This is a genomic window from Citrobacter sp. wls615 (assembly GCF_005281355.1).
GTDB classification, from domain to species: Bacteria; Pseudomonadota; Gammaproteobacteria; order Enterobacterales; family Enterobacteriaceae; genus Citrobacter; species Citrobacter werkmanii.
Map to the genome: position 1 here is coordinate 76568 of NZ_SZXM01000062.1, position 19922 is coordinate 96489.

General features: G+C 53.4%; 16 protein-coding genes. 5 read left to right on the plus strand and 11 right to left on the minus strand.

Annotated features, from left to right (window positions below; genetic code table 11):
* Positions 1 to 22: 22 nt before the first annotated feature.
* Genes aaeB through aaeX form a run of 3 tightly spaced genes read right to left on the minus strand, consistent with a single transcriptional unit; the run spans position 23 to position 3139 of the window.
* Positions 23 to 1990 (minus strand): p-hydroxybenzoic acid efflux pump subunit AaeB, encoded by a 1968-nt coding sequence (gene aaeB / locus FDX04_RS17325; RefSeq protein ID WP_137371278.1) that lies wholly within the window; start codon positions 1988 to 1990, stop codon positions 23 to 25.
* A 5-nt stretch (positions 1991 to 1995) separates the two neighbouring features.
* Complete coding sequence (gene aaeA / locus FDX04_RS17330; RefSeq protein ID WP_038634348.1) at positions 1996 to 2928, minus strand: p-hydroxybenzoic acid efflux pump subunit AaeA; 933 nt, start codon at positions 2926 to 2928, stop codon at positions 1996 to 1998.
* Between the two features lie 7 nt (positions 2929 to 2935).
* A complete protein-coding gene (gene aaeX, locus FDX04_RS17335) occupies positions 2936 to 3139 on the minus strand; it encodes a p-hydroxybenzoic acid efflux pump operon protein AaeX (RefSeq protein ID WP_003025177.1) in 204 nt (67 codons plus the stop codon).
* A 184-nt stretch (positions 3140 to 3323) separates the two neighbouring features.
* Here aaeX and aaeR point away from each other — a divergent pair, with 184 nt between their 5' ends.
* Positions 3324 to 4253: an HTH-type transcriptional activator AaeR gene (aaeR, locus tag FDX04_RS17340; protein WP_137360149.1), complete on the plus strand. Its 930-nt coding sequence runs from the start codon at positions 3324 to 3326 to the stop codon at positions 4251 to 4253.
* An 86-nt stretch (positions 4254 to 4339) separates the two neighbouring features.
* Here aaeR and tldD read toward each other — a convergent pair whose 3' ends face one another.
* The 7 genes from tldD to mreB all read right to left on the minus strand — a co-directional run bounded on the left by tldD (position 4340) and on the right by mreB (position 14523).
* Positions 4340 to 5785, minus strand: coding sequence for a metalloprotease TldD (gene tldD / locus FDX04_RS17345; RefSeq protein ID WP_032940819.1), 1446 nt, complete (start codon positions 5783 to 5785; stop codon positions 4340 to 4342).
* Between the two features lie 147 nt (positions 5786 to 5932).
* Positions 5933 to 9733, minus strand: coding sequence for an AsmA2 domain-containing protein YhdP (gene yhdP / locus FDX04_RS17350; protein WP_137360150.1), 3801 nt, complete (start codon positions 9731 to 9733; stop codon positions 5933 to 5935).
* Positions 9734 to 9843: 110 nt separating this feature from the next.
* Positions 9844 to 11313, minus strand: coding sequence for a ribonuclease G (rng, locus tag FDX04_RS17355; RefSeq protein WP_003828822.1), 1470 nt, complete (start codon positions 11311 to 11313; stop codon positions 9844 to 9846).
* Complete coding sequence (locus FDX04_RS17360; protein ID WP_137360151.1) at positions 11303 to 11896, minus strand: nucleoside triphosphate pyrophosphatase; 594 nt, start codon at positions 11894 to 11896, stop codon at positions 11303 to 11305. Before FDX04_RS17360 ends, rng begins: the two co-directional genes overlap by 11 nt.
* Positions 11897 to 11903: 7 nt before the next feature.
* Positions 11904 to 12392, minus strand: coding sequence for a rod shape-determining protein MreD (mreD, locus tag FDX04_RS17365; protein WP_006687810.1), 489 nt, complete (start codon positions 12390 to 12392; stop codon positions 11904 to 11906).
* Positions 12393 to 13415, minus strand: coding sequence for a rod shape-determining protein MreC (mreC, locus tag FDX04_RS17370; RefSeq protein ID WP_042311343.1), 1023 nt, complete (start codon positions 13413 to 13415; stop codon positions 12393 to 12395).
* Positions 13416 to 13479: 64 nt separating this feature from the next.
* A complete protein-coding gene (gene mreB / locus FDX04_RS17375; RefSeq protein WP_000913396.1) occupies positions 13480 to 14523 on the minus strand; it encodes a rod shape-determining protein MreB in 1044 nt (347 codons plus the stop codon).
* Between mreB and FDX04_RS24235 the strand changes: the two genes are divergently transcribed.
* The gene (locus tag FDX04_RS24235; protein ID WP_154050627.1) at positions 14501 to 14821 is read left to right on the plus strand and encodes a hypothetical protein; all 321 of its coding nucleotides are present in this window, start codon (positions 14501 to 14503) and stop codon (positions 14819 to 14821) included. The genes mreB and FDX04_RS24235 overlap by 23 nt on opposite strands.
* A gap of 8 nt (positions 14822 to 14829) precedes the next feature.
* On the opposite strand, the gene csrD is transcribed toward FDX04_RS24235, so the two are convergent.
* On the minus strand, positions 14830 to 16770 hold the full coding sequence (gene csrD, locus FDX04_RS17380; RefSeq protein ID WP_137349690.1) for an RNase E specificity factor CsrD: 1941 nt from the start codon (positions 16768 to 16770) through the stop codon (positions 14830 to 14832).
* A 225-nt stretch (positions 16771 to 16995) separates the two neighbouring features.
* Here csrD and FDX04_RS17385 point away from each other — a divergent pair, with 225 nt between their 5' ends.
* The 3 genes from FDX04_RS17385 to msrQ all read left to right on the plus strand — a co-directional run bounded on the left by FDX04_RS17385 (position 16996) and on the right by msrQ (position 19694).
* On the plus strand, positions 16996 to 17970 hold the full coding sequence (locus tag FDX04_RS17385) for an MDR family oxidoreductase (RefSeq protein ID WP_137371279.1): 975 nt from the start codon (positions 16996 to 16998) through the stop codon (positions 17968 to 17970).
* Between the two features lie 119 nt (positions 17971 to 18089).
* Positions 18090 to 19094: a protein-methionine-sulfoxide reductase catalytic subunit MsrP gene (msrP, locus tag FDX04_RS17390; RefSeq protein ID WP_137360153.1), complete on the plus strand. Its 1005-nt coding sequence runs from the start codon at positions 18090 to 18092 to the stop codon at positions 19092 to 19094.
* Entirely contained in the window at positions 19095 to 19694 is a 600-nt protein-coding gene (gene msrQ, locus FDX04_RS17395; protein WP_042311350.1) for a protein-methionine-sulfoxide reductase heme-binding subunit MsrQ, read from the plus strand. It abuts the gene before it with no gap.
* Positions 19695 to 19922: the final 228 nt, after the last annotated feature.

The following is a 19922-nucleotide window of genomic DNA, read 5'->3' on the forward strand; positions in this document are numbered from 1 at the left end:
TTTTAGCGTCGGTTTTCAACTCTTAATTACTGACCAGCGCATGCTGGTATTTGTGCAGCATCCCGCTGAGTCGTTTTACTGGCTCGGTCACCTGCGGTGGTGCTTGCCAGATAATTAATTTTTCCTGGTAGATATCAAGCTCCTCCAGTAACTGGCTAAAGTAGCGTCGGCGCTTGTCGTCATTTCCTGCTGAAATTACGTGATCGGCGGTGCGACGCAGCTGGCGATGGAATGCGGATAAATCCTCGTTCACCGGTACCGGCGCATCACGCAGGCGCTGGTGCGCGATGATCATCGTCAGCGCCAGGCGAAACTTCGCCAGATCGCCGGGAAACTTGTTCATCAGCAAAAACAGCTGCTGATAAAGTGCCGGAAGATGATTTTCTTTACGACGGACTACGTTGGTGGTCATCGCTGAAACCGCCGCCGAGACAAACTGGTTGAGCAACACACGACCCGTTCTGTCACGAGAGTTATCACGCACCAGCAGAATGACGATAAACGCCAACACGCAGCCAACAATCTGCCCCAGCGCACTGTCAAGGAACTGGCTAAAGTGAAAGGTCATCGGGTTATCCAGCACAATGATATTAATGGTGCTGGCCAGCGCCCCCATTGATCCCAGCCGTCGTTTCTGTACCTCAATCCCCAGAAAGAATCCCAGCACCGCCAGGCTCAGACACAACAACAGCATACTTTGCTGCGTATTGGGGATTATCACCAGAAAATAGAGCGCGCCGAGCGGTAATGCCGCCAACGTACCGTAGATAAAATCTATCGCCACCATCCGGGGGTTGGGTAAGCGCATTGCCAACGAGGTGACGACCGCAATCATCACCATCGCCCCGCTGCCAGATGTCCAGCCGGTCCACAGCCAGAACAAGGTTCCCAGCACACAGGAAAGGGTGGTGCGCCAGAAGTTGACCATCGCATGGTGACGTTCGGCTGATTCAACTTTAACCACCGGCTCGCCCTGCAGGATCTCTTCTTCCGTCGCGCTAATTTTTGTATTACTCACCACACCGCGCTTCAGTAACAGGTAGCGCGTCGCCGCACCTGCCCAGCTATAAATCGTTACCGGTGTTTCACGTTCGCCGGTCCAGACAATTACCCGACGCATCCGCTTCAACTGTTTATGGACATCCTGCACCGTTTCAACCGGTGTGTCGAACAACTCGTGGAAGGTGTCAGTGATCAGTTCCGGGCGGGTATTTTGAATAAGGTAAGTTTCACAAGACTGAGTAATAAGCGTGAGCGACAGCGTGTTTAATGCTTTGAGCCTGCGATTAGCACGCACCCAACGTGAAGACTCCATATTGAGGTTACTGCGCATCCCTTCCAGCGCCGCCGTGCGACGGACTAAATCGCCCCAGGCTTTGTCCACTTCTTCACTGTCGCCATGCTTTATACACAACTGCATAAGCTGATACTGCGCCACCAGCAGGCTGTCCAGTTCGACATCAATTTCCTGTTTCACCGAGCGGGGTGAAAAGAGCAGATCGGCAACAATGGCACAGACAATCCCCATCACAATCTCGCTACAACGTTCGAGCGCAAATTGCGGCGTCAACAGCGGTTCAGCCTGGATAGTAATGACGATGATCAGCGCCGTATAGCCCGAAAGCCCCCACGCATAGGAATTCTCGATCTTCACTAGCGACGAGATCCAGGTACAAAAACCGGCCCAGATACAACACACCAGGATCATCAATAACGGGGCGCGGATCATGCTGATAATAATGATCAGTGCGGCAATACAGCCAATAAATGTCCCGACGATACGCAGCATCCCGCGATAGCGGATAGCGCCTGAATAGGGTTCCCCACCGGCGGCAAAAGCCGGGCCAGCGGCCACAATTGCCGCGGTCAACACCGCCCAGCGCGGGGTCTCAAGCTGAAAGTGAAAACCAACGAACAGCGCCAGGACAATCGCGCACGCCAGTTTTACCGCGAAGCGGATATGCTGGTTGGCAATGGAAAAAATACCCATCGCAATTAACCGAACTCGCGCAGGCGGTGCGCCATTTTACGGAAGAAGGATTCCTGACTGGCGTCGCGATCCTGCTTACCGGTGATAACAACGGTAGCCGTCGTCCCGGCTGGCCACAGAGTTCCCTGCTGCTCATCAAGACGAATGCGCACCGGCACACGCTGTGCCAGACGGACCCATTCAAGATTGGAATCAATGGTCGCCATACCTTTTGCGTCCCGCGTGCTGCTGGCATTCGTTACGCCAGCCGCCACGCTATCAACGGTACCTTTCAACACATTATTGCTACCAAGCGGGGTAATTTCAGCGCGATATCCAGGGCGTACGCCTTCCAGCTTGGTTTCTTCCATATACGCCAGGACATAGAACGAGTGCTGTTTTACCAGCGCCACCGCCGTGGAGCCACGGGTAATAAATTCGCCGCTGTAGACATTCAGGTTAGTCACCCAACCATCCGCTGGCGCACGAATAACGGTACGTTCAAGATCCAATTTTGCCAGATCGCGGGTCGCTTGCGCCTTCGCCAACTGGTGTAATACGGTTTGCAGTACGTTGTTAGACTGATCAATCTCTTCACGAGACATGGCCTGCACGCCCAGACGGTTACGACGACCGGCTTCCTGACGTTTTTCCTGCGCCAGAACCTGGTAATAAGAGACGTCGGCTTCGGCCTGTTCGAGCGCTTTTTTATAGCGCGGCTGGTCGATGGTAAACAGGACCTGATCCTTTTTCACCAGTTGGTTATCATGGACGTTAACGTTGGAAATAAGACCCGCAACGTCCGGCGCAATGGCGACGACATCTGCGCTGAAACGCGCATCACGCGTCCACGGCGACTCGGTGTAGAACACCCATGCGCGAAAAATAGCGATGAAGGCCAGAATGACCAGTACGAGAGTCATGGCCGTACGGGAGAGTTTTTTTGTTAGTGTTTTCACTTCAACCTCAAACGAACAGGCGCGTTATTAAATAGAACAGGCAGCAATACAGCGCGGTGTTAAACAGAGCCGGATGCCAGACAAAATCATAAATGCCAGTGGGAACCAGCACCCGGCGCACCAGCCAGAAAATCGCCAGTGACAAAAGCAATTCGAAAAAAATCGGTGGGAAGGACAAACCAAACACAACGATAACGGGAAACAGACTCATGTTGACCTTGGTAGCTTAAGAGAGTGCAGGTGATAGATTTTCTAGCGTATGTCACCGCAGAGAAGGGCAAGGATGAGCCAGGCGAGAGCGACATAGCCGTTATTTGAATAATAATATATTAACGTAACTGTTATGCTGTTATCTATATTATGTGATCTAAATCACTTTTAAGCCAGAGTGAATAATGGAACGATTAAAACGTATGTCGGTGTTCGCCAAAGTTGTCGAACTGGGCTCCTTCACCGCCGCCGCAAGACAGCTACAAATGAGCGTTTCATCGATAAGCCAGACGGTCTCTAAACTGGAAGATGAGCTACAGGTCAAACTGCTAAACCGCAGTACGCGCAGCATTGGGCTAACCGAAGCCGGTAAAATTTATTACCAGGGCTGCCGTCGCATGCTGCACGAAGCGCAGGATGTGCATGAGCAGCTGTATGCCTTTAATAACACTCCTATCGGCACGTTGCGTATTGGCTGTTCTTCAACCATGGCACAAAATGTCCTCGCCGGGCTGACAGCGAAAATGCTGAAAGAGTACCCCGGTCTGACGGTAAATCTGGTCACTGGCATCCCGGCACCGGATTTAATTGCCGATGGCCTGGATGTGGTTATCCGCGTCGGCGCGTTACAAGACTCCAGCCTGTTTTCACGCCGTCTGGGGGCCATGCCGATGGTGGTCTGCGCCGCTAAAAGCTATCTCGCCCAGTTTGGCGCTCCGGAAAAACCAGCCGATCTCAGCAATCACTCATGGCTGGAATACAGCGTTCGCCCGGATAATGAATTCGAGCTTATCGCCCCGGAGGGGATCTCTACCCGCCTGATTCCAGAGGGGCGCTTCGTCACCAACGATCCGATGACGCTGGTGCGTTGGCTGGCCGCAGGCGCGGGCATTGCTTATGTACCATTGATGTGGGTGATCAATGAGATCAATCGCGGCGAAGTGGAGATCCTGCTTCCCCGCTACCAGTCGGATCCGCGTCCGGTCTATGCGCTGTATACCGAAAAAGACAAACTGCCGCTTAAGGTTCAGGTAGTAATTAACTATCTGACGGATTATTTTGTCGATGTGGCACAGCTGTTCCAGGGAATGTATGGTCGAGGGAAAGAGAAATAAGAAGAGTCCAGGCCGGATAAGGCGTTGATGCCGCATCCGGCAAGATGCCCGATGGTACTGACGCTTATCGGGCCTGGATCATGATGTTATGCGGTGCCGCCGACCGTCAAATTATCGACCTTCAGCGTCGGCTGACCCACGCCAACCGGCAGGCTCTGGCCTTCTTTCCCACAAACGCCTACGCCGTTATCCAGTTTCAGATCGTTACCCACCATCGAAATTTGCTGCATCGCTTCGATACCGGAGCCAATCAGCGTCGCGCCTTTCACCGGTTTGGTCACTTTACCGTTTTCAATCAGATACGCTTCGGACGTCGAAAACACAAATTTCCCGGAGGTGATATCCACCTGGCCGCCGCCAAAGTTAGGCGCATAAATACCGTATTCAACAGATTCGATGATTTCCTGCGGCGTAGACTTCCCTGGCAACATATAGGTGTTGGTCATCCGCGGCATCGGCAGGTGCGCGTAAGATTCACGGCGTCCGTTCCCCGTTGGCGCCACACCCATCAGGCGCGCATTCAGTTTGTCCTGCATGTAGCCTTTCAGAATACCGTTTTCGATCAGCACGTTATACTGGCCCGGCGTACCTTCGTCATCAATAGCCACGGAACCACGACGGTCCGCCATGGTGCCATCATCCACAACAGTACACAGTTCTGACGCGACCAGTTCACCCATATGGCCGCTAAATACCGAGGTGCCACGGCGGTTAAAGTCGCCTTCCAGACCATGACCGACCGCTTCGTGCAGCAGAACGCCAGGCCAGCCAGCGCCGAGTACCACCGGTAACGTACCGGCCGGCGCAGCTACCGCCGAGAGATTGACCAGCGCCATGCGTACAGCCTCTTTCGCCCACGCGTCGGCACGAACGTCACCATCAAGATCGCCAAGGAAATAGTCATAGCCAAAGCGACCGCCGCCACCGCTCGCGCCGCGCTCACGTTTACCGTCTTCTTCGACCTGTACGCTGACCGACAAACGCACCAGTGGACGGACATCCGCGGCCAACGTACCGTCGGTCGCCGCCACCAGAATCAGCTCATAAACACCGGTCAGGCTGGCGGTTACTTCCTGAACGCGCTTGTCGGCAGCACGCGCAACGCTGTCAACGCGACGCAGAATATCCAGCTTCTCTTCGCGGCTCATGCTCTGTAACGGATCGACCGAAGTGTAAAGCGCCTGATGCTCTACCGCACCCAGCGTTTTTACTTTGCCGTCGCCGCTGTCGCGCACAATAGTCCGGGCAGCATGCGCACTTTGCTCCAGCGCCAGCAGGCTAATCTGGTCTGCATAGGCAAACCCCGTTTTTTCGCCGCTGATGGCACGCACGCCAACACCCTGATCGATATTGTAAGAACCATCTTTAATGATGCGGTCTTCTAAAACCCAGGATTCGTGATAGCTCGACTGAAAATAGAGATCGCCGTAATCAAGACGGCGTTCGGCCAGTTGGCCCAGGATGGCAAACAGATCCTGATGTTTCAGGCCATTCGCCGCTAGCAATTGTTCACTTACCAGGTTCAGACTCATCGTTTTGGTTACTCATTTAATTCTGCCGGATGGCGGCAAAAACGCCTTATCCGGCCTACGTTGTTAGGCTACTGTAGGCCGGATAAGCGCTGCTCCATCCGGCAATACTATGTACTGAGATTGGGGCAATTACTTGCCCCCGTCAAATCATTGCTGGCTTTCTTTGCGCGGCTGACGCAGAACTTCGTTAATCTGCGGCTTATCAACCGGACCGGTGATACGGTAACGCAGAATCGAAACTTTACTCCACAGCGGCCCCAGAACCTTACTGGCGGCAAACACCGCCGCGCCGACAATCGGGTTGACGGCGAACGCGGCGGCAACCCCAACGGTGGCTGAAATTTCAGGTGCAACAACCGCTTCCATATCCAGTTCACGGCGTACCAGATTCACCGAGCCTTTCATCGCGATGTCGGCTTCCAGACCGTCCACCAGCGTGTCGTCGGTATGCATCACGCCATCTTTAATCCACGCCGTGCTGCGAATAGAGTCGAAATAGAAGCCTTCACTGAAGGTATCGCTAAAATCAAAGCGCAGTTTACGTAGCAACGCGTCAAAGCTTAACAAGCGTAACAGCTGCCCCGCATGCCCGGTACTAAGTTCGGTAAGTTCACCTTTGCCCAACCGGGTGCGCAAAATCCCATTCAGCGACGCTTCATCCGGATCCCACGGTGGATTACGCCAGTGCAGGTCGTACTCCACATTGAACGAAGAGTTACGAATCGGCGTCGATACGCCAAAGAAACCGGCGGCAGAGTCAATTTTTTTGCCGTTCAGTTTTCCCTTCAGTGACGTACGCTCTTTACCCGGCACATTCACCCATTCGCCGTCGGCTGTCAGTCTGGCAAAGCCGGTATCCAACAGACCGTTGCTCAACGTGAGCGTATCGCCTTTGATCGCCACATCGGCATCAATACGTCCATATTTCTGTCCCCACAGCCAACACTCTGCACAGCGGAGCTGAACATCCGGCCAGCCACGGAAGCTGACGTTATTGATGGTAGAGAAAGGCGACGCTGGCGCTGTGCCGGGAGACGGCTTTGCGGCGCTCGGGTTGTAATAAAGATATTTAATGTTCGCCAGCCACGGGGCGTTATTGCGCATAGCCAGCGTGGCGTTAATCTCACGCCCCTGCGCCTGCACGCTGGAACCGCTGCCCGAAGGCTCAGACACAATACTCAAATTATTCCACTGCTGCCCCCCCAGAGACAACGATGGCGTACGTACCGTGATACGCTGTGGGAAGTTGGCGTTCGAGCCAACGTTATCCGCAGCGCCTTTCTGGAACAATGCCAGCCATTGCGCGCCATCCATAGGGGGAAGATTGAGTTCAATGCCTTGCTGATCGGGTAATGCGGGCACGGTGCGGCTTTCCGACGTCCAGATAGCGCGGTCAAGGGTCAGCTTCTGATTCAGCAGCCAGTGACTGTTAAAGTGATTCTTGCTCCCTGCATTGCCGGTGAGATCAAAGCTACGCAGATTGCCGTTGGCCTTCACGTTTACCGGCAGAGCCTCGCCGGCCGCCTTATTCAGTGGAGCGGGTAAGTGACTACTTACATTCTTCAGGTCACTCTTTAACGCAATGTCGTAGGTCGCCCCGGCATGGTACGGAAGATTGATGCCCACCTTGCCATTCCACGCCATACTGCCGCTTAACGCATCGTTCACCTGCGGCGGCAAAATCCCCATACGGTTTGGCTGCCAGTCGCCTTGCAGATTCACCGCCACCTGATAGGCTTTAGCCCCTTCGGTAGTGGAAAAGTCGACGTTCAGCGGCTGATTAAACCAGTTTGCCGTCATCGGCTCGCTCTGCAGATCGCCGTTCACAAAGCTGAATTTACCGGTCAAATTCTTCAACGTGCTGTCGAGCGGTTTAATAAACAGACTGTTATTACGCAGATTGACGTCACCTTTGGCCGTAACCAGCGAGCCATCCAACGGGATATCGAGATGTAAGCGAGCATTCACATCGCCATCAATCTGCAACTGTTCAAGCGTGGCGCCAAGAGAATCTTTTAGCGGCGTATCATCAAAATAAGGTCCAACCGCTTTGCCCGGCCCGTTGATGTCGGCATCAATCAGCAGCTTTTCTTTTGCATAGTCGGGAATATTGGCCGTCAGGTTACTGGCTTTTACGCCGCCTAAATTAACGCCATCCGTTTTCATCCACAGACCGTCGTTAATAAAGTTCAGTTCAATATTGAGGTCAGTCAACGCAGGCCAGTCGGGCTGGAAGGCGAATTTAGCATTGCGTAGCGGCACCAGGACCTGAAACTGCCCTTCATTGTGCAGATACGGGAACAAATGCGGGTTGCCGCCATACACCAGCGTGGCATTATCCGCTTCGCCACCCTGAATCGCGCCGCTGAGGTAGTCAACCAGCTCTTTGCCCATCAGATTTTCCGGGAAGTAGCGCCAGGCCTGAGAGCCGTCATCAGTACTGATCCCCGCCAGAATGCCTAACCATGGCTCGTCACCGGTCGGTTGCAGATAGCGAAAACCACCGCGCGCATGTACCGCTTTCGCTTTGACATCAATGTTGCGCCCATCTAACTGAAAACCTTTATCATTCTTCAGCCAGCTTAGCGTCGCCACGCCGTTTTCTATTTCCAATGGTGCGCGGAAGACAGTCTCATACGGCATGCGGGCTTGCTTGATGGAGGCAGTAAGCGCACCATTTTCCACGCTGCCCGCCAGCGTACCGGAGAAATGCTCAGCCCCCGGTAACAACTTCCACTGTTTCCAGGCCAGATTGGTCCACGAGGACTGGAAACGGGTCTTTTCTGTTGCCTGTAATGGGATATCCAGCGCCAGCACATCTATTTTGCCGCTCGGCTGCGTGGCGCGCCAAATATCACCCAGCGCAGGCGATAACCTTGAGGCCATCGGGCGCAACCCTTCTAATCCAGCCAGTTCCAGATTACTGGCACGAATACGAAGCTCGTCGCTGCGCTTGTTATTCTCACCACCGACTTCCTGCTCCGGGAGCCAGGCCAGCGTTAACGCCCCGCTCGGCCAGGGTTTATCATCCATGGTGATACGGGTATCGGGAATAGAGAATTGCCAGCCCGGTTGTTCCCGGCTGATGTGCGCCGTCAGATTATCAACAGAGAGCGTATGCGTGCGGTTTTCACCCAGCCAGCTGGCACCGCCTTTTTTCAGCCAGACATCCCCCCCGGAGACGACGCCTTTATTGATCGTCATCCATGCTTCCAGGCTAAAACGCGCGGTTTGCAACGCGACATTATCCTGCATCCATTTGCCCAGCCACGGTTTGACGTCAATGTCGTCGGCCTGCAACCAGACCCGACCATTATTCAATAGCCCATTATCGTCGCGCAGATCCATGCGCACCTGCATAACGCCATGCTGCCCAGTCAGACTGGAAAGACTGACCTGACCCTCAGCACGATGCCGGTTTTTACCGTTCAGCCAGGTAAGCTGAGGAATCGCCAGTTCCGCACGCTGGCCTGAGAGGGTTAAAAAGCTAATTTGACTGTCGCGGAGATCGAAATGATCAAACTGACGCAGGAAGAGATCGCTGAGGTGACCCGCTTCAATTCCATCTCCGCTTTCACTACTCTGGATAGGGGTATTGGTGCGCAACTGTAGTTGCCAGAAGGTGAGATCGCGAAACTGCCAGCGCATGTGCAACAAACTTTGCCAGACATCCAGCGCTAACGTGACGCGTTTTACCGAAAACTCACCGCCGTCTTTGAGCTGCGCGTGGATATCACGCGCTTCAAGCGTAGGGCCGAAATTTTGCCAGTTGGCGGAAAGTTGGCTGGCGGAAACGGGCAGACCGGTCGCGGATTCAATCTTACCGAGAATGGCCGGACGCCAGCTATCAAGATGAGGTAGCGCAAGGCGTAGTCCACTGACCAGCAGCGCTGCAATGACAACGAATGCGGCTCCAGTGAGCAGTAATATCCCCGGCAATCGCCTCACGCGCCTCTCCTTGTCTGCCAAAAAATGTGACTCACACCCCTTGAGTGTATATTGCCGGATGGCTGCGCTTGCGCCTTATCCGGCCTACATGCGCTGATGCTACTACTCAATTACATCATTACGACGTCGAACTGCTCCTGGTTATAGAGCGGTTCAACCTGGACTTTGACCTGTTTACCCACAAAGATTTCGACTTCTGCCAGCGCATGCGACTCTTCGCCTTTCAGGGTTTCCGCCACTGCCGGAGATGCATAAACCAGGAAGCGATCGGAGTCGTATGCATGGTGTACGCGGACAATTTCGCGCATGATTTCATAGCATACGGTTTCCACCGTTTTCACGGTACCGCGTCCATGGCAGGTAGGGCACTCATTGCACAGCACATGCTCCACGCTTTCACGCGTGCGCTTGCGCGTCATCTCTACCAGGCCCAGCTGTGAAAAACCGTTAATACTGGTTTTTACGCGGTCCTTGCTCAGAGCCTGCTCCAGAGAGTGCAACACCCGGCGCCGATGGTCTTCATTATTCATGTCGATAAAATCGATAATGATAATGCCGCCCAGATTACGCAAACGCAGCTGACGCGCAATGGCCTGCGTTGCTTCAATATTAGTATTAAAAATAGTGTCGTCGAGATTACGATGTCCAACAAACGCGCCGGTATTGATATCCACGGTGGTCATCGCTTCGGTTTGATCGATGATCAAATAGCCGCCGGATTTCAGCTCAACTTTGCGTTCAAGCGCGCGCTGGATTTCATTCTCAACGTCAAAGAGATCGAAAATGGGCTGACGTCCGCTGTAATGCTCCAGCTTGCTGGTCATCTCGGGAATGTACTCCGCCGTAAATTCCAGCAACGCCTCATAGGTCAGGCGAGAGTCGACGCGGATCCGATCAAGCTGGGCATCGGCAAAATCACGCAAAACGCGCTGCGCCAGCGCCAGTTCGCCATACATCTGATAGCGCGTTTGCGGGCGTTTTTTGCGCTCCATGACTTTCGTCCAGACGCGCTTCAGGTAGGCAGCATCCGAGGCCAGATCCTCTTCGCATACGCCTTCCGCCGCCGTACGAATGATAAATCCGCCCTGCTCATCACAGTAATCGGCTACCACTTTTTTCAGGCGTTCGCGTTCAGTTTCGCTTTCGATACGTTGGGAAACGCCAACGTGCGATGCACCCGGCATAAACACAAGATAACGGGAAGGCAGCGTAATGTCCGTCGTCAGGCGGGCGCCCTTAGTTCCCAGTGGATCTTTTACCACCTGCACCATCAAATCCTGGCCCTGGCGAACCAGTTCAGAAATGTCGCGTACGGTGAACTGTTTTTGTTCTTCACCGGCCACGCATTCGGTATGCGGCATGATGTCTGAAGCGTGAAGAAATGCGGCTTTATCCAGTCCAATATCTACAAAAGCCGCCTGCATACCCGGAAGCACACGACTTACACGACCTTTGTAGATATTGCCTACGATTCCACGTCGCGCCTCACGTTCAATATGAATTTCCTGCAGAATACCGCCATCAATGTAAGCCACCCGTGTTTCCGATGGCGTTACGTTTACCAACAATTCAGCCGTCATGTTTATCCCTTTGCTCACGCAGTGCGTTAAAATTGGTCAGCAACTCATACGTTTCTACCAGCGGTAAGCCGACTACGGCGTGATAGCTGCCATTTATCTTCCTGACAAAACAGCCACCCAACCCTTGAATACCGTATGCACCTGCTTTATCCATTGGTTCACCGCTGGCAACATAACCCGCGATGTCCTCATCGGTGAGTGCTCTGAACATCACTTCCGTCACTACCAGACAGTCCAGACTGTGCTGGCGATCGGCTAATGCCACGGCGGTCATGACCTGATGCGTGTTGCCAGACAGTTTACGCAGCATTGCGGCGGCATGGGCGGCGTCGTGCGGTTTTTCCAACACTTCGCCGTTAAGAATAACAATGGTATCCGCACCCAATACCGGCAAATCGCGCTGCGCCAGCGCAACGCCAGCCTGCGCTTTTTCGCGCGCCAGACGAGAAACGTACTGCTGCGCGCTTTCCTGCGGGTGCCGCTGTTCTTCAATCCCAGGAATCAGCCGTTCAAACGTAACACCAAGTTGAGCGAGCAGTTCCTGACGACGTGGAGAACCTGAAGCAAGATACAGAGTATTCATATCAACCTTATTGCACCGCAAACTGCTGACGGATTTTACGCATCAGTAAGAATAGCCATGGCCAGAGCACACCATTCACTACACTACTCCAGAACACTTCGGGTCTGAAAGAGACATTGATCACTAAAAACTCGGCCCAGAAAACAATAATATCCACGACCAGTGATAACAACACGACCACCAGCGCCTGTTGCCAGAGCGCGAGGTTGCGAAATAGCTGGAATTTCAGTGCAACCAGATAGGCAATGATACTCATCGACAAGGCCCGCACGCCAAGCGTGGAACCGCTAATGAGATCCAGTATGGCACCCACCACGAACCCTGTGCCCACATTGACGCGATGCGGCAGCGCCAGAATCCAATACAACAAGATGAGCAGCACCCAGTTTGGCCGGAAAACAAGAATGTCATCCGGCCAGGGCATAACTTGCAGCAACAGTGCAATAAGGAACGAAAGCCAAATAACCCAACGCCCCTGGTGACGTATGCTTGCCACTTACTGTCCTCCCGGCTTACGCGGAGCAGGTTGTGGCGGCGTGGTGTCCGTAGGCGCTGTAGTGACGCCTGTCGCAGGTGCCGGTACTGGCGCTGGCGGCCCCATAGCATCTGGCGCAGGCAGAACTTGCGGCATCATTTGCATCAAACGTTCATTGGCAACACGGTGTACTTCTTCCGGCGTCATCGGATTGGCGCCGTTACGATCGGCTCCCCACAACAGCAGCAGATAGCGCAAACGCTGCAAACCCGCGGTCGGACGTGCCTGAATGACGGTATAAGCACGCTGAGTGTCCAGCTTAACGGAAGAAACAACAGCAACCGGATAACCTTCCGGGAAGCGTCCACCCAAACCGGAAGTCACCAGCACATCGCCAACGCGAATATCGGTGTTCGCCGGCAGATGTTCGAGCTGAAGATCGTCCGTACAACCGTTGCCCGCAGCAATGACGCGAATATCGTTACGCAGAACCTGGATTGGCAGAGCATGTGTCGCATCGCAAATCAGCAGCACGCGGCTGGTCAGTTTTGCTACCGCAACGACCTGACCCACTACACCTTTGTCGCTAATAACTGGCTGACCTTCGTAGACGCCGTTAACGCTCCCTTTGTCGATCACGACCTGATCGCTGTAAGGGTCATTAACCGTTGAGATGACCTGCGTCACCATCTTTTGTTCGTCCTGACGCAATGGCGATCCCAGCAGCTCGCGCAAACGCGCGTTCTCCTGTTTATATTGCCCCAGCATCAGCAGCTCGCTATTTTTCAGCAGCAGTTCCTGACGCAGCGCCCGGTTTTCAAGTTCGAGTTGGTCACGCGAAGCCAGCGTTTGCGACACGCCGTCGAGTAATTCACGAGGACCATTAGAGATAAAGTAGAAAGGACTGACGGCGGTATCCATGTACGTTCGGATTTGACTAAACGTACCCAGGCGGCTGTCGGCAATAATAACGCCGAGCGCCACCAGCACCGCCAGAATAAGGCGAATCTGTAGCGACGGGCCACGGCTAAAAATTGGCTTCATAGTCTATGCGTATTCTCGTATCAGAGCGGAAGGGCAACCCGCGGGTCACCCTACCTGCGTCCGATTACTCTTCGCTGAACAGGTCGCCGCCGTGCATATCGATCATTTCCAGTGCTTTGCCGCCACCGCGCGCCACGCAGGTCAGCGGATCTTCAGCAACAACAACTGGAATACCGGTTTCTTCCATTAACAGACGGTCAAGGTTACGCAGCAGCGCACCGCCACCGGTCAGCACCATACCGCGCTCGGAGATGTCTGAAGCCAGCTCTGGCGGGCACTGTTCCAGTGCAACCATTACCGCGCTCACAATACCGGTCAGCGGTTCCTGCAGCGCTTCCAGAATCTCGTTGGAGTTCAGGGTAAAGCCGCGTGGAACACCCTCAGCCAGGTTACGGCCGCGAACTTCGATCTCGCGGACTTCGTCGCCCGGATAAGCGGAACCGATTTCGTGTTTAATACGTTCTGCGGTGGCTTCACCGATCAGAGAACCGTAGTTACGACGAACGTAATTAATGATGGCTTCGTCGAAGCGGTCACCACCGATACGTACGGAAGAAGAGTAAACCACACCGTTCAGGGAGATAACGGCAACTTCAGTGGTACCACCACCGATATCCACAACCATTGAACCGGTTGCTTCAGAAACTGGCAAACCCGCACCGATCGCGGCCGCCATCGGCTCTTCGATCAAAAAGACTTCACGGGCGCCTGCACCCTGAGCGGATTCACGGATCGCACGGCGTTCAACCTGGGTTGCGCCAACCGGTACACACACCAGTACGCGCGGGCTTGGACGCATGAAGCTATTGCTGTGCACTTGTTTGATAAAGTGCTGGAGCATTTTTTCAGTCACGAAGAAGTCAGCGATAACGCCGTCTTTCATTGGGCGAATTGCAGCGATATTGCCCGGTGTACGACCCAGCATCTGCTTCGCATCATGACCTACTGCAGCCACGCTTTTCGGCGAACCGGCACGATCCTGACGAATGGCCACAACAGAAGGCTCATTCAATACGATGCCTTGTCCTTTTACATAAATAAGGGTATTCGCGGTACCCAGGTCAATGGACAGGTCATTGGAAAACATGCCACGAAATTTTTTCAACATACTAAGGGATAATCCTGAAAGCTGGGGCGGAAAACAAAATCCGCTTACTTTACCAACCACACGCAGCAGCGACAAGGCGCAAAAATCATCTGCTACGGTGAAAATTAGTGCAGTTCGTTTCCTTTGTTACAAAACCGGCCTGAGTCCATCAGGGCTGAAAAAATCAGCAGCATTCCTCGCTTTTGTTTGCAACCTGTCAAAGGTCATTCACCTGCATGTTTGCTGTTACAACCTGGCGAGCAGACAAGCACACCCCCAGAAGGCACAGCGCGCGTTATTCTACGTGAAAACGAATTAAACGGCAGGTTAAACCGAATATCTTTGCGAATATTTTTTCACGTTAGTGTCAAGTGGCTGTGATGCGGCAAAAAAATCCCCTTGCCCACCAGCAACTCCGCGTTCCGTGAGCGTATGCCACTCGCTACGCGAACGAACGCCCGTGGCGTAAACCTGCGTTGGCGTGCCTGAACAGGCCTCCGCCAGGCTTTGAACCAACAGTTGGTTTTCGGTTCGCTTATCAATATTCCTCACCAGGCTTGGATGCAGCTTCAATAACTCAACGTTAAGCTCTTTAATCCAACTGGTGCTCACCAGCGTTAAACCGGCCTGCGTAACGGCGATTCGTACCCCTAGCGCATCCATCAATCGGATGACGGGCTGTAATCGGCTGATATGTTGACAGACATCTGCCTCAGCAAGTTCAATAATTATGCGTTTGCGTAGTGATTTTTCGCACTGCATCAACGTATCACGCAACCAGCGCTGAAAACGTGGGCGAATTAGCGATTCAACCGTTATCTGCATCGCCAGGCTTTCCTGCGGCCAGTAGCCCAAAAGCAGGATCAGACGGCTTAACTGCAAACGGTCATACTCTTCAGCCAGGCCAAATTGCAGCACCATCGGCATATATTCCGCCGAGATAACCTCTTCGCTGCCATCAAAAATACGGCACATCAGTTCCCGGTGGTGTACTCGCCCTTCACGCGTTACCGCAGGTTTTTGATATATTCTCGGCCCGCCCCGGCTGAGCATCTGTTCAATCAGTGTTCGCCAACGCACGTTGCCCCGGCCTTTTTCCGGCAGGGAGTCATCATAGACCGACCAGCTGTTCCCGCCCTGCAGGACCGAATTCCGGGTGGCGGCCTCAGCATGATCCATCACCTGTTCCGTCGACTGCCCACTGCGGCAAACGCAAATGCCAATATGAACCATATCGGCACGATCGATCATTTTATTAGTCGGAAGCGCATCGACCGCTTTTAATAATTGCCCGGCGATACTTTCGGCTTCTTTCAGCGTGCGATGTGGCAGCAGGATGGCAAAATCGCTACGGTGGTAGCGCGCCAGCAATGCCCCCGGATAACGCGTCATAAACGTCGACAACAAATTGATTAGCGTTGAAATTTGCTCTTCCGCCTGGGTGATTCCCCAACTATCTCGCAGCAGAGTAAAGTCCGGCAGACGCACCATCATCACGACGCCATGCGATCCCACCTTTTCTTGATCTTCCAGCAGCGTGGCCAATTGGTTATCAAAAAACAGACGGTTACTCAGCCCTGTTTTTGTATCCTGCGCAACATAGGAACGAATCAGGGTGTCCAGTCGACTACGTTGCTCGCGGGCATTTTGAATTTCAGTCAGCAACATATCGAGCGCACTGCTGGTGCGCGCTGGCCATTCATAGACCGTTCCTCGAACATTCGGCCCGCGTTCACCGTTCAGAATACGCGTGGAACGAATCTCCAGTAGCTCCTGGCCTGAAAGCTGACGCTGAAGCCAGCGTACCGACAAAAAGAGCATCAGAATAATAAATGCAATGGCCAGCGTGAGCGGCGCGGTAGTCAGGAGCGAGTGGAAATAGTTGCCCATCGGATCCTGATAAACCAGTCGCACTGACATTCCCGGATGCTTGACCAACGGTACGGTGATGTCGCGGTAGAGGTTGTTCGTTCCTGCCGGGCGGTAGCTGCTGGTTCGGGAGTGGTCATACACTGTATGCTCCCCTTGCAGCAACTCGATACGCACGATATCAACAGAAACCATCAGTTCATCGATTTGCGGTGTCAGCGAAACGAAATCGTGGGAGACAAGATGTGTATCAATCGCCGTCGCCACCGCCTGCACTCGCGTAGTGAACTTATATTGAATAGCGTTGTAGAAACTCAGCGAGCAGCCAATCAGAGTCACAAAGATCGTTAACCCAGTAAGCAGCGTGACAAAAGCTGAGAATTTCGTCGTTAATCGCATCCTTGTGTTAACTCCGACAGTTATGAAACAGGTGTAAAAGAGATAAAGCGACTCGAAAATGCAAAACTGAACGCAAAATCCGCCAATTTATGCAAACTGTGGGGGCATACTACCAAATCAGGTATATCTGGCAATTTATTGCGCAGAATCGGCATCATGTTTTGATTAGCGAGTATAGTCTTCATTAACAATTTTCCAATCCACTATATGAATTGAGGACAGGTTATGCAGGCTTTGATCTTAGAACAGCAGGACGGAAAAACCCTCGCATCCGTTCAACCCCTCGACGAAAACCAGCTCCCGGAAGGCGATGTAACGGTGGATGTCCACTGGTCGAGCCTGAACTATAAAGACGCCCTTGCTATTACCGGCAAGGGTAAAATCATTCGCAACTTTCCGATGATTCCTGGCATTGATTTCGCCGGAACCGTTCGCGCCAGCGAAGATCCCCGTTTTCATGCAGGTCAGGTAGTTTTACTGACCGGCTGGGGTGTAGGTGAAAACCATTGGGGCGGGCTGGCGGAACGTGCGCGCGTAAAAGGCGACTGGCTGGTAGCGCTGCCGCAAGGGCTGGACGGGCGTAAAGCGATGGTCATCGGTACCGCCGGTTTTACCGCCATGCTGTGCGTCATGGCGCTTGAAGATGCAGGTATTCGCCCGCAAGACGGCGAGATTGTCGTCACTGGCGCCAGCGGCGGCGTGGGCAGCACTGCCGTTGCATTACTGCATAAGCTGGGCTATCAGGTTGCGGCAGTATCAGGCCGCGAAAGCACCCACGACTACCTGAAGAGACTGGGCGCTAACCGTATTCTTGGCCGCGATGAGTTTGCTGAATCTCGCCCGTTGGAAAAACAACTGTGGGCCGGTGCAATTGATACCGTTGGCGATAAAGTGCTGGCGAAAGTCCTGGCACAGATGAACTACGGTGGCTGCGTAGCCGCCTGCGGCCTGGCAGGCGGTTTCGCGCTGCCGACCACCGTTATGCCATTCATTCTGCGTAACGTTCGTCTGCAAGGGGTGGACTCGGTGATGACCCCGCCGGCACGCCGCGCGGAAGCCTGGGCGCGTTTAGTTAAAGATCTGCCGGAATCGTTCTATGCTCAGGCCGCAACGGAGATTACGCTGGCGGATGCGCCGAAGTTCGCCGATGCCATCATCAATAACCAGGTGCAAGGTCGTACCCTGGTGAAGGTGAAATAACAGGCACCAGCGCAGAAATTTACACTTAACTAACGAAATTTCGCGGCATATATAGAGACTCCCTGCCATATTAACTACGCATCCCCTGTCTGTCATGATGCGTAAGCCGGGAGTCTGTTATGAAGAAATTACGTCCATTTACAGAAGCCGACGTCACCGCCGAGTCGGCTTTTTTTATGCAGCGCCGTCAGGTACTGCAAGCATTAGGGATCAGCGCAGCCGCGTTGTCTTTGCCCCTCTCTGCGCAGGCCGACCTTCTTAGCTGGTTTAAGGGTAATGACCGCCCTCCGGCACCTGCGGGTAAGCCGCTTAATTTCAGCAAGCCCACCGCCTGGCAAAATTCGCTTCCTTTAACGCCAGCGGATAAGGTTTCTGGCTACAACAACTTCTATGAGTTTGGTCTCGACAAAGCGGATCCAGCGGCCAACGCCGGCAGTCTGAAAACCGATCCGTGGACCTTGAAAATCACTGGCGAAGTCGCAAAACCACTCACTCTCGATCACGACGCGCTGACCGCCCGTTTCCCGCTGGAAGAACGGATTTACCGGATGCGCTGCGTGGAAGCCTGGTCAATGGTGGTGCCGTGGATTGGCTTTCCATTACATAAACTGCTGGCGCAGGTTGAACCCACCAGCAACGCAAAATATGTCGCTTTCGAAACGCGCTACGCGCCGGATGAAATGCCAGGACAGAAAGATCGTTTTATTGGCGGCGGGCTAAAGTATCCCTATGTTGAAGGGTTACGCCTGGATGAAGCAATGCATCCACTCACTCTACTTACCGTAGGGGTTTATGGTAAGGCCCTTCCGCCACAAAATGGCGCCCCCATCCGCTTAATTGTGCCGTGGAAATACGGATTTAAGGGCATAAAGTCGATCGTGAGTATCAAATTAACCCGCGAACGCCCTCCAACAACCTGGAACCTGGCCGCGCCCAATGAATATGGGTTTTATGCCAACGTGAATCCGCATGTCGATCACCCCCGCTGGTCCCAGGCCACCGAACGCTTTATTGGCGCTGGCGGTATTCTGGATGTACAGCGTCAACCCACACAGCTGTTTAACGGTTACGCCGAAGAGGTTGCTTCACTGTATCGTGGCCTTAATCTGCAGGAGAATTTTTAAGTGCGTCTGACTGCAAAGCACATTACCGGGCTGAAAGTTTGCCTGCATCTTGCCGGCTTTTTGCCGTTCATCTGGCTCTTTTGGGCGGTAAATCATGGCGGTTTGAGCGCCGATCCGGTCAAAGATATCCAGCACTTTACCGGTAGGACAGCTCTGAAATTCTTACTGGCGACCTTGCTGGTCTCTCCCCTCGCGCGCTACGCTAAACAGCCATTATTGATACGCATTCGTCGCCTGTTAGGGCTATGGTGTTTCGCCTGGGCGACGCTGCATTTAACCAGCTACGCGTTACTGGAATTGGGTATTCATAATCTGGCGCTGTTGGGGCGGGAATTAATCTCGCGACCGTATTTGATGTTGGGCATTGTCAGTTGGGTCATATTATTTGCTCTCACCTTAACGTCCACGCAATCTGCACAGCGAAAGCTGGGTAAGAATTGGCAATTTCTGCACAACTTCGTCTATCTTGTGGCGATCCTGGCACCCATACATTATCTGTGGTCGGTTAAAATTATCTCGCCTCAACCGATTATTTATGCCGCACTTGCTGCGCTGCTGTTAGCCTGCCGCTACAGGAAGTTTCGCCAGTGGTGGCGGTAGTTTCACGATATGTGCAGTGCGTTGCAAAACACGGACGATCCGATTTTCTTTACATGTTAACGGTTGATTATCTTCCCTGATAAGACCAGTATTTAGCTGCCAATTGCTACGAAATAGTTATAATGTGCGCCTTTGCTATCCCCGGTAGCGTTTTTACGGCGCGGAAAGGGTGACAATCGCATATTGAAGGTATATTTTGTCTTTTACCCGAAAATGGCAGAAGATAGC

Coding starts and splice junctions, on each gene's coding strand:
- aaeB (WP_137371278.1), bottom strand. CDS start 1,990: ATGGGTATTTTTTCCATTGCCAACCAGCATATCCGCTTCGCGGTAAAA.
- aaeX (WP_003025177.1), bottom strand. CDS start 3,139: ATGAGTCTGTTTCCCGTTATCGTTGTGTTTGGTTTGTCCTTCCCACCG.
- aaeR (WP_137360149.1), top strand. CDS start 3,324: ATGGAACGATTAAAACGTATGTCGGTGTTCGCCAAAGTTGTCGAACTG.
- tldD (WP_032940819.1), bottom strand. CDS start 5,785: ATGAGTCTGAACCTGGTAAGTGAACAATTGCTAGCGGCGAATGGCCTG.
- rng (WP_003828822.1), bottom strand. CDS start 11,313: ATGACGGCTGAATTGTTGGTAAACGTAACGCCATCGGAAACACGGGTG.
- FDX04_RS17360 (WP_137360151.1), bottom strand. CDS start 11,896: ATGAATACTCTGTATCTTGCTTCAGGTTCTCCACGTCGTCAGGAACTG.
- mreC (WP_042311343.1), bottom strand. CDS start 13,415: ATGAAGCCAATTTTTAGCCGTGGCCCGTCGCTACAGATTCGCCTTATT.
- FDX04_RS24235 (WP_154050627.1), top strand. CDS start 14,501: ATGCCACGAAATTTTTTCAACATACTAAGGGATAATCCTGAAAGCTGG.
- mreB (WP_000913396.1), bottom strand. CDS start 14,523: ATGTTGAAAAAATTTCGTGGCATGTTTTCCAATGACCTGTCCATTGAC.
- csrD (WP_137349690.1), bottom strand. CDS start 16,770: ATGCGATTAACGACGAAATTCTCAGCTTTTGTCACGCTGCTTACTGGG.
- FDX04_RS17385 (WP_137371279.1), top strand. CDS start 16,996: ATGCAGGCTTTGATCTTAGAACAGCAGGACGGAAAAACCCTCGCATCC.
- msrP (WP_137360153.1), top strand. CDS start 18,090: ATGAAGAAATTACGTCCATTTACAGAAGCCGACGTCACCGCCGAGTCG.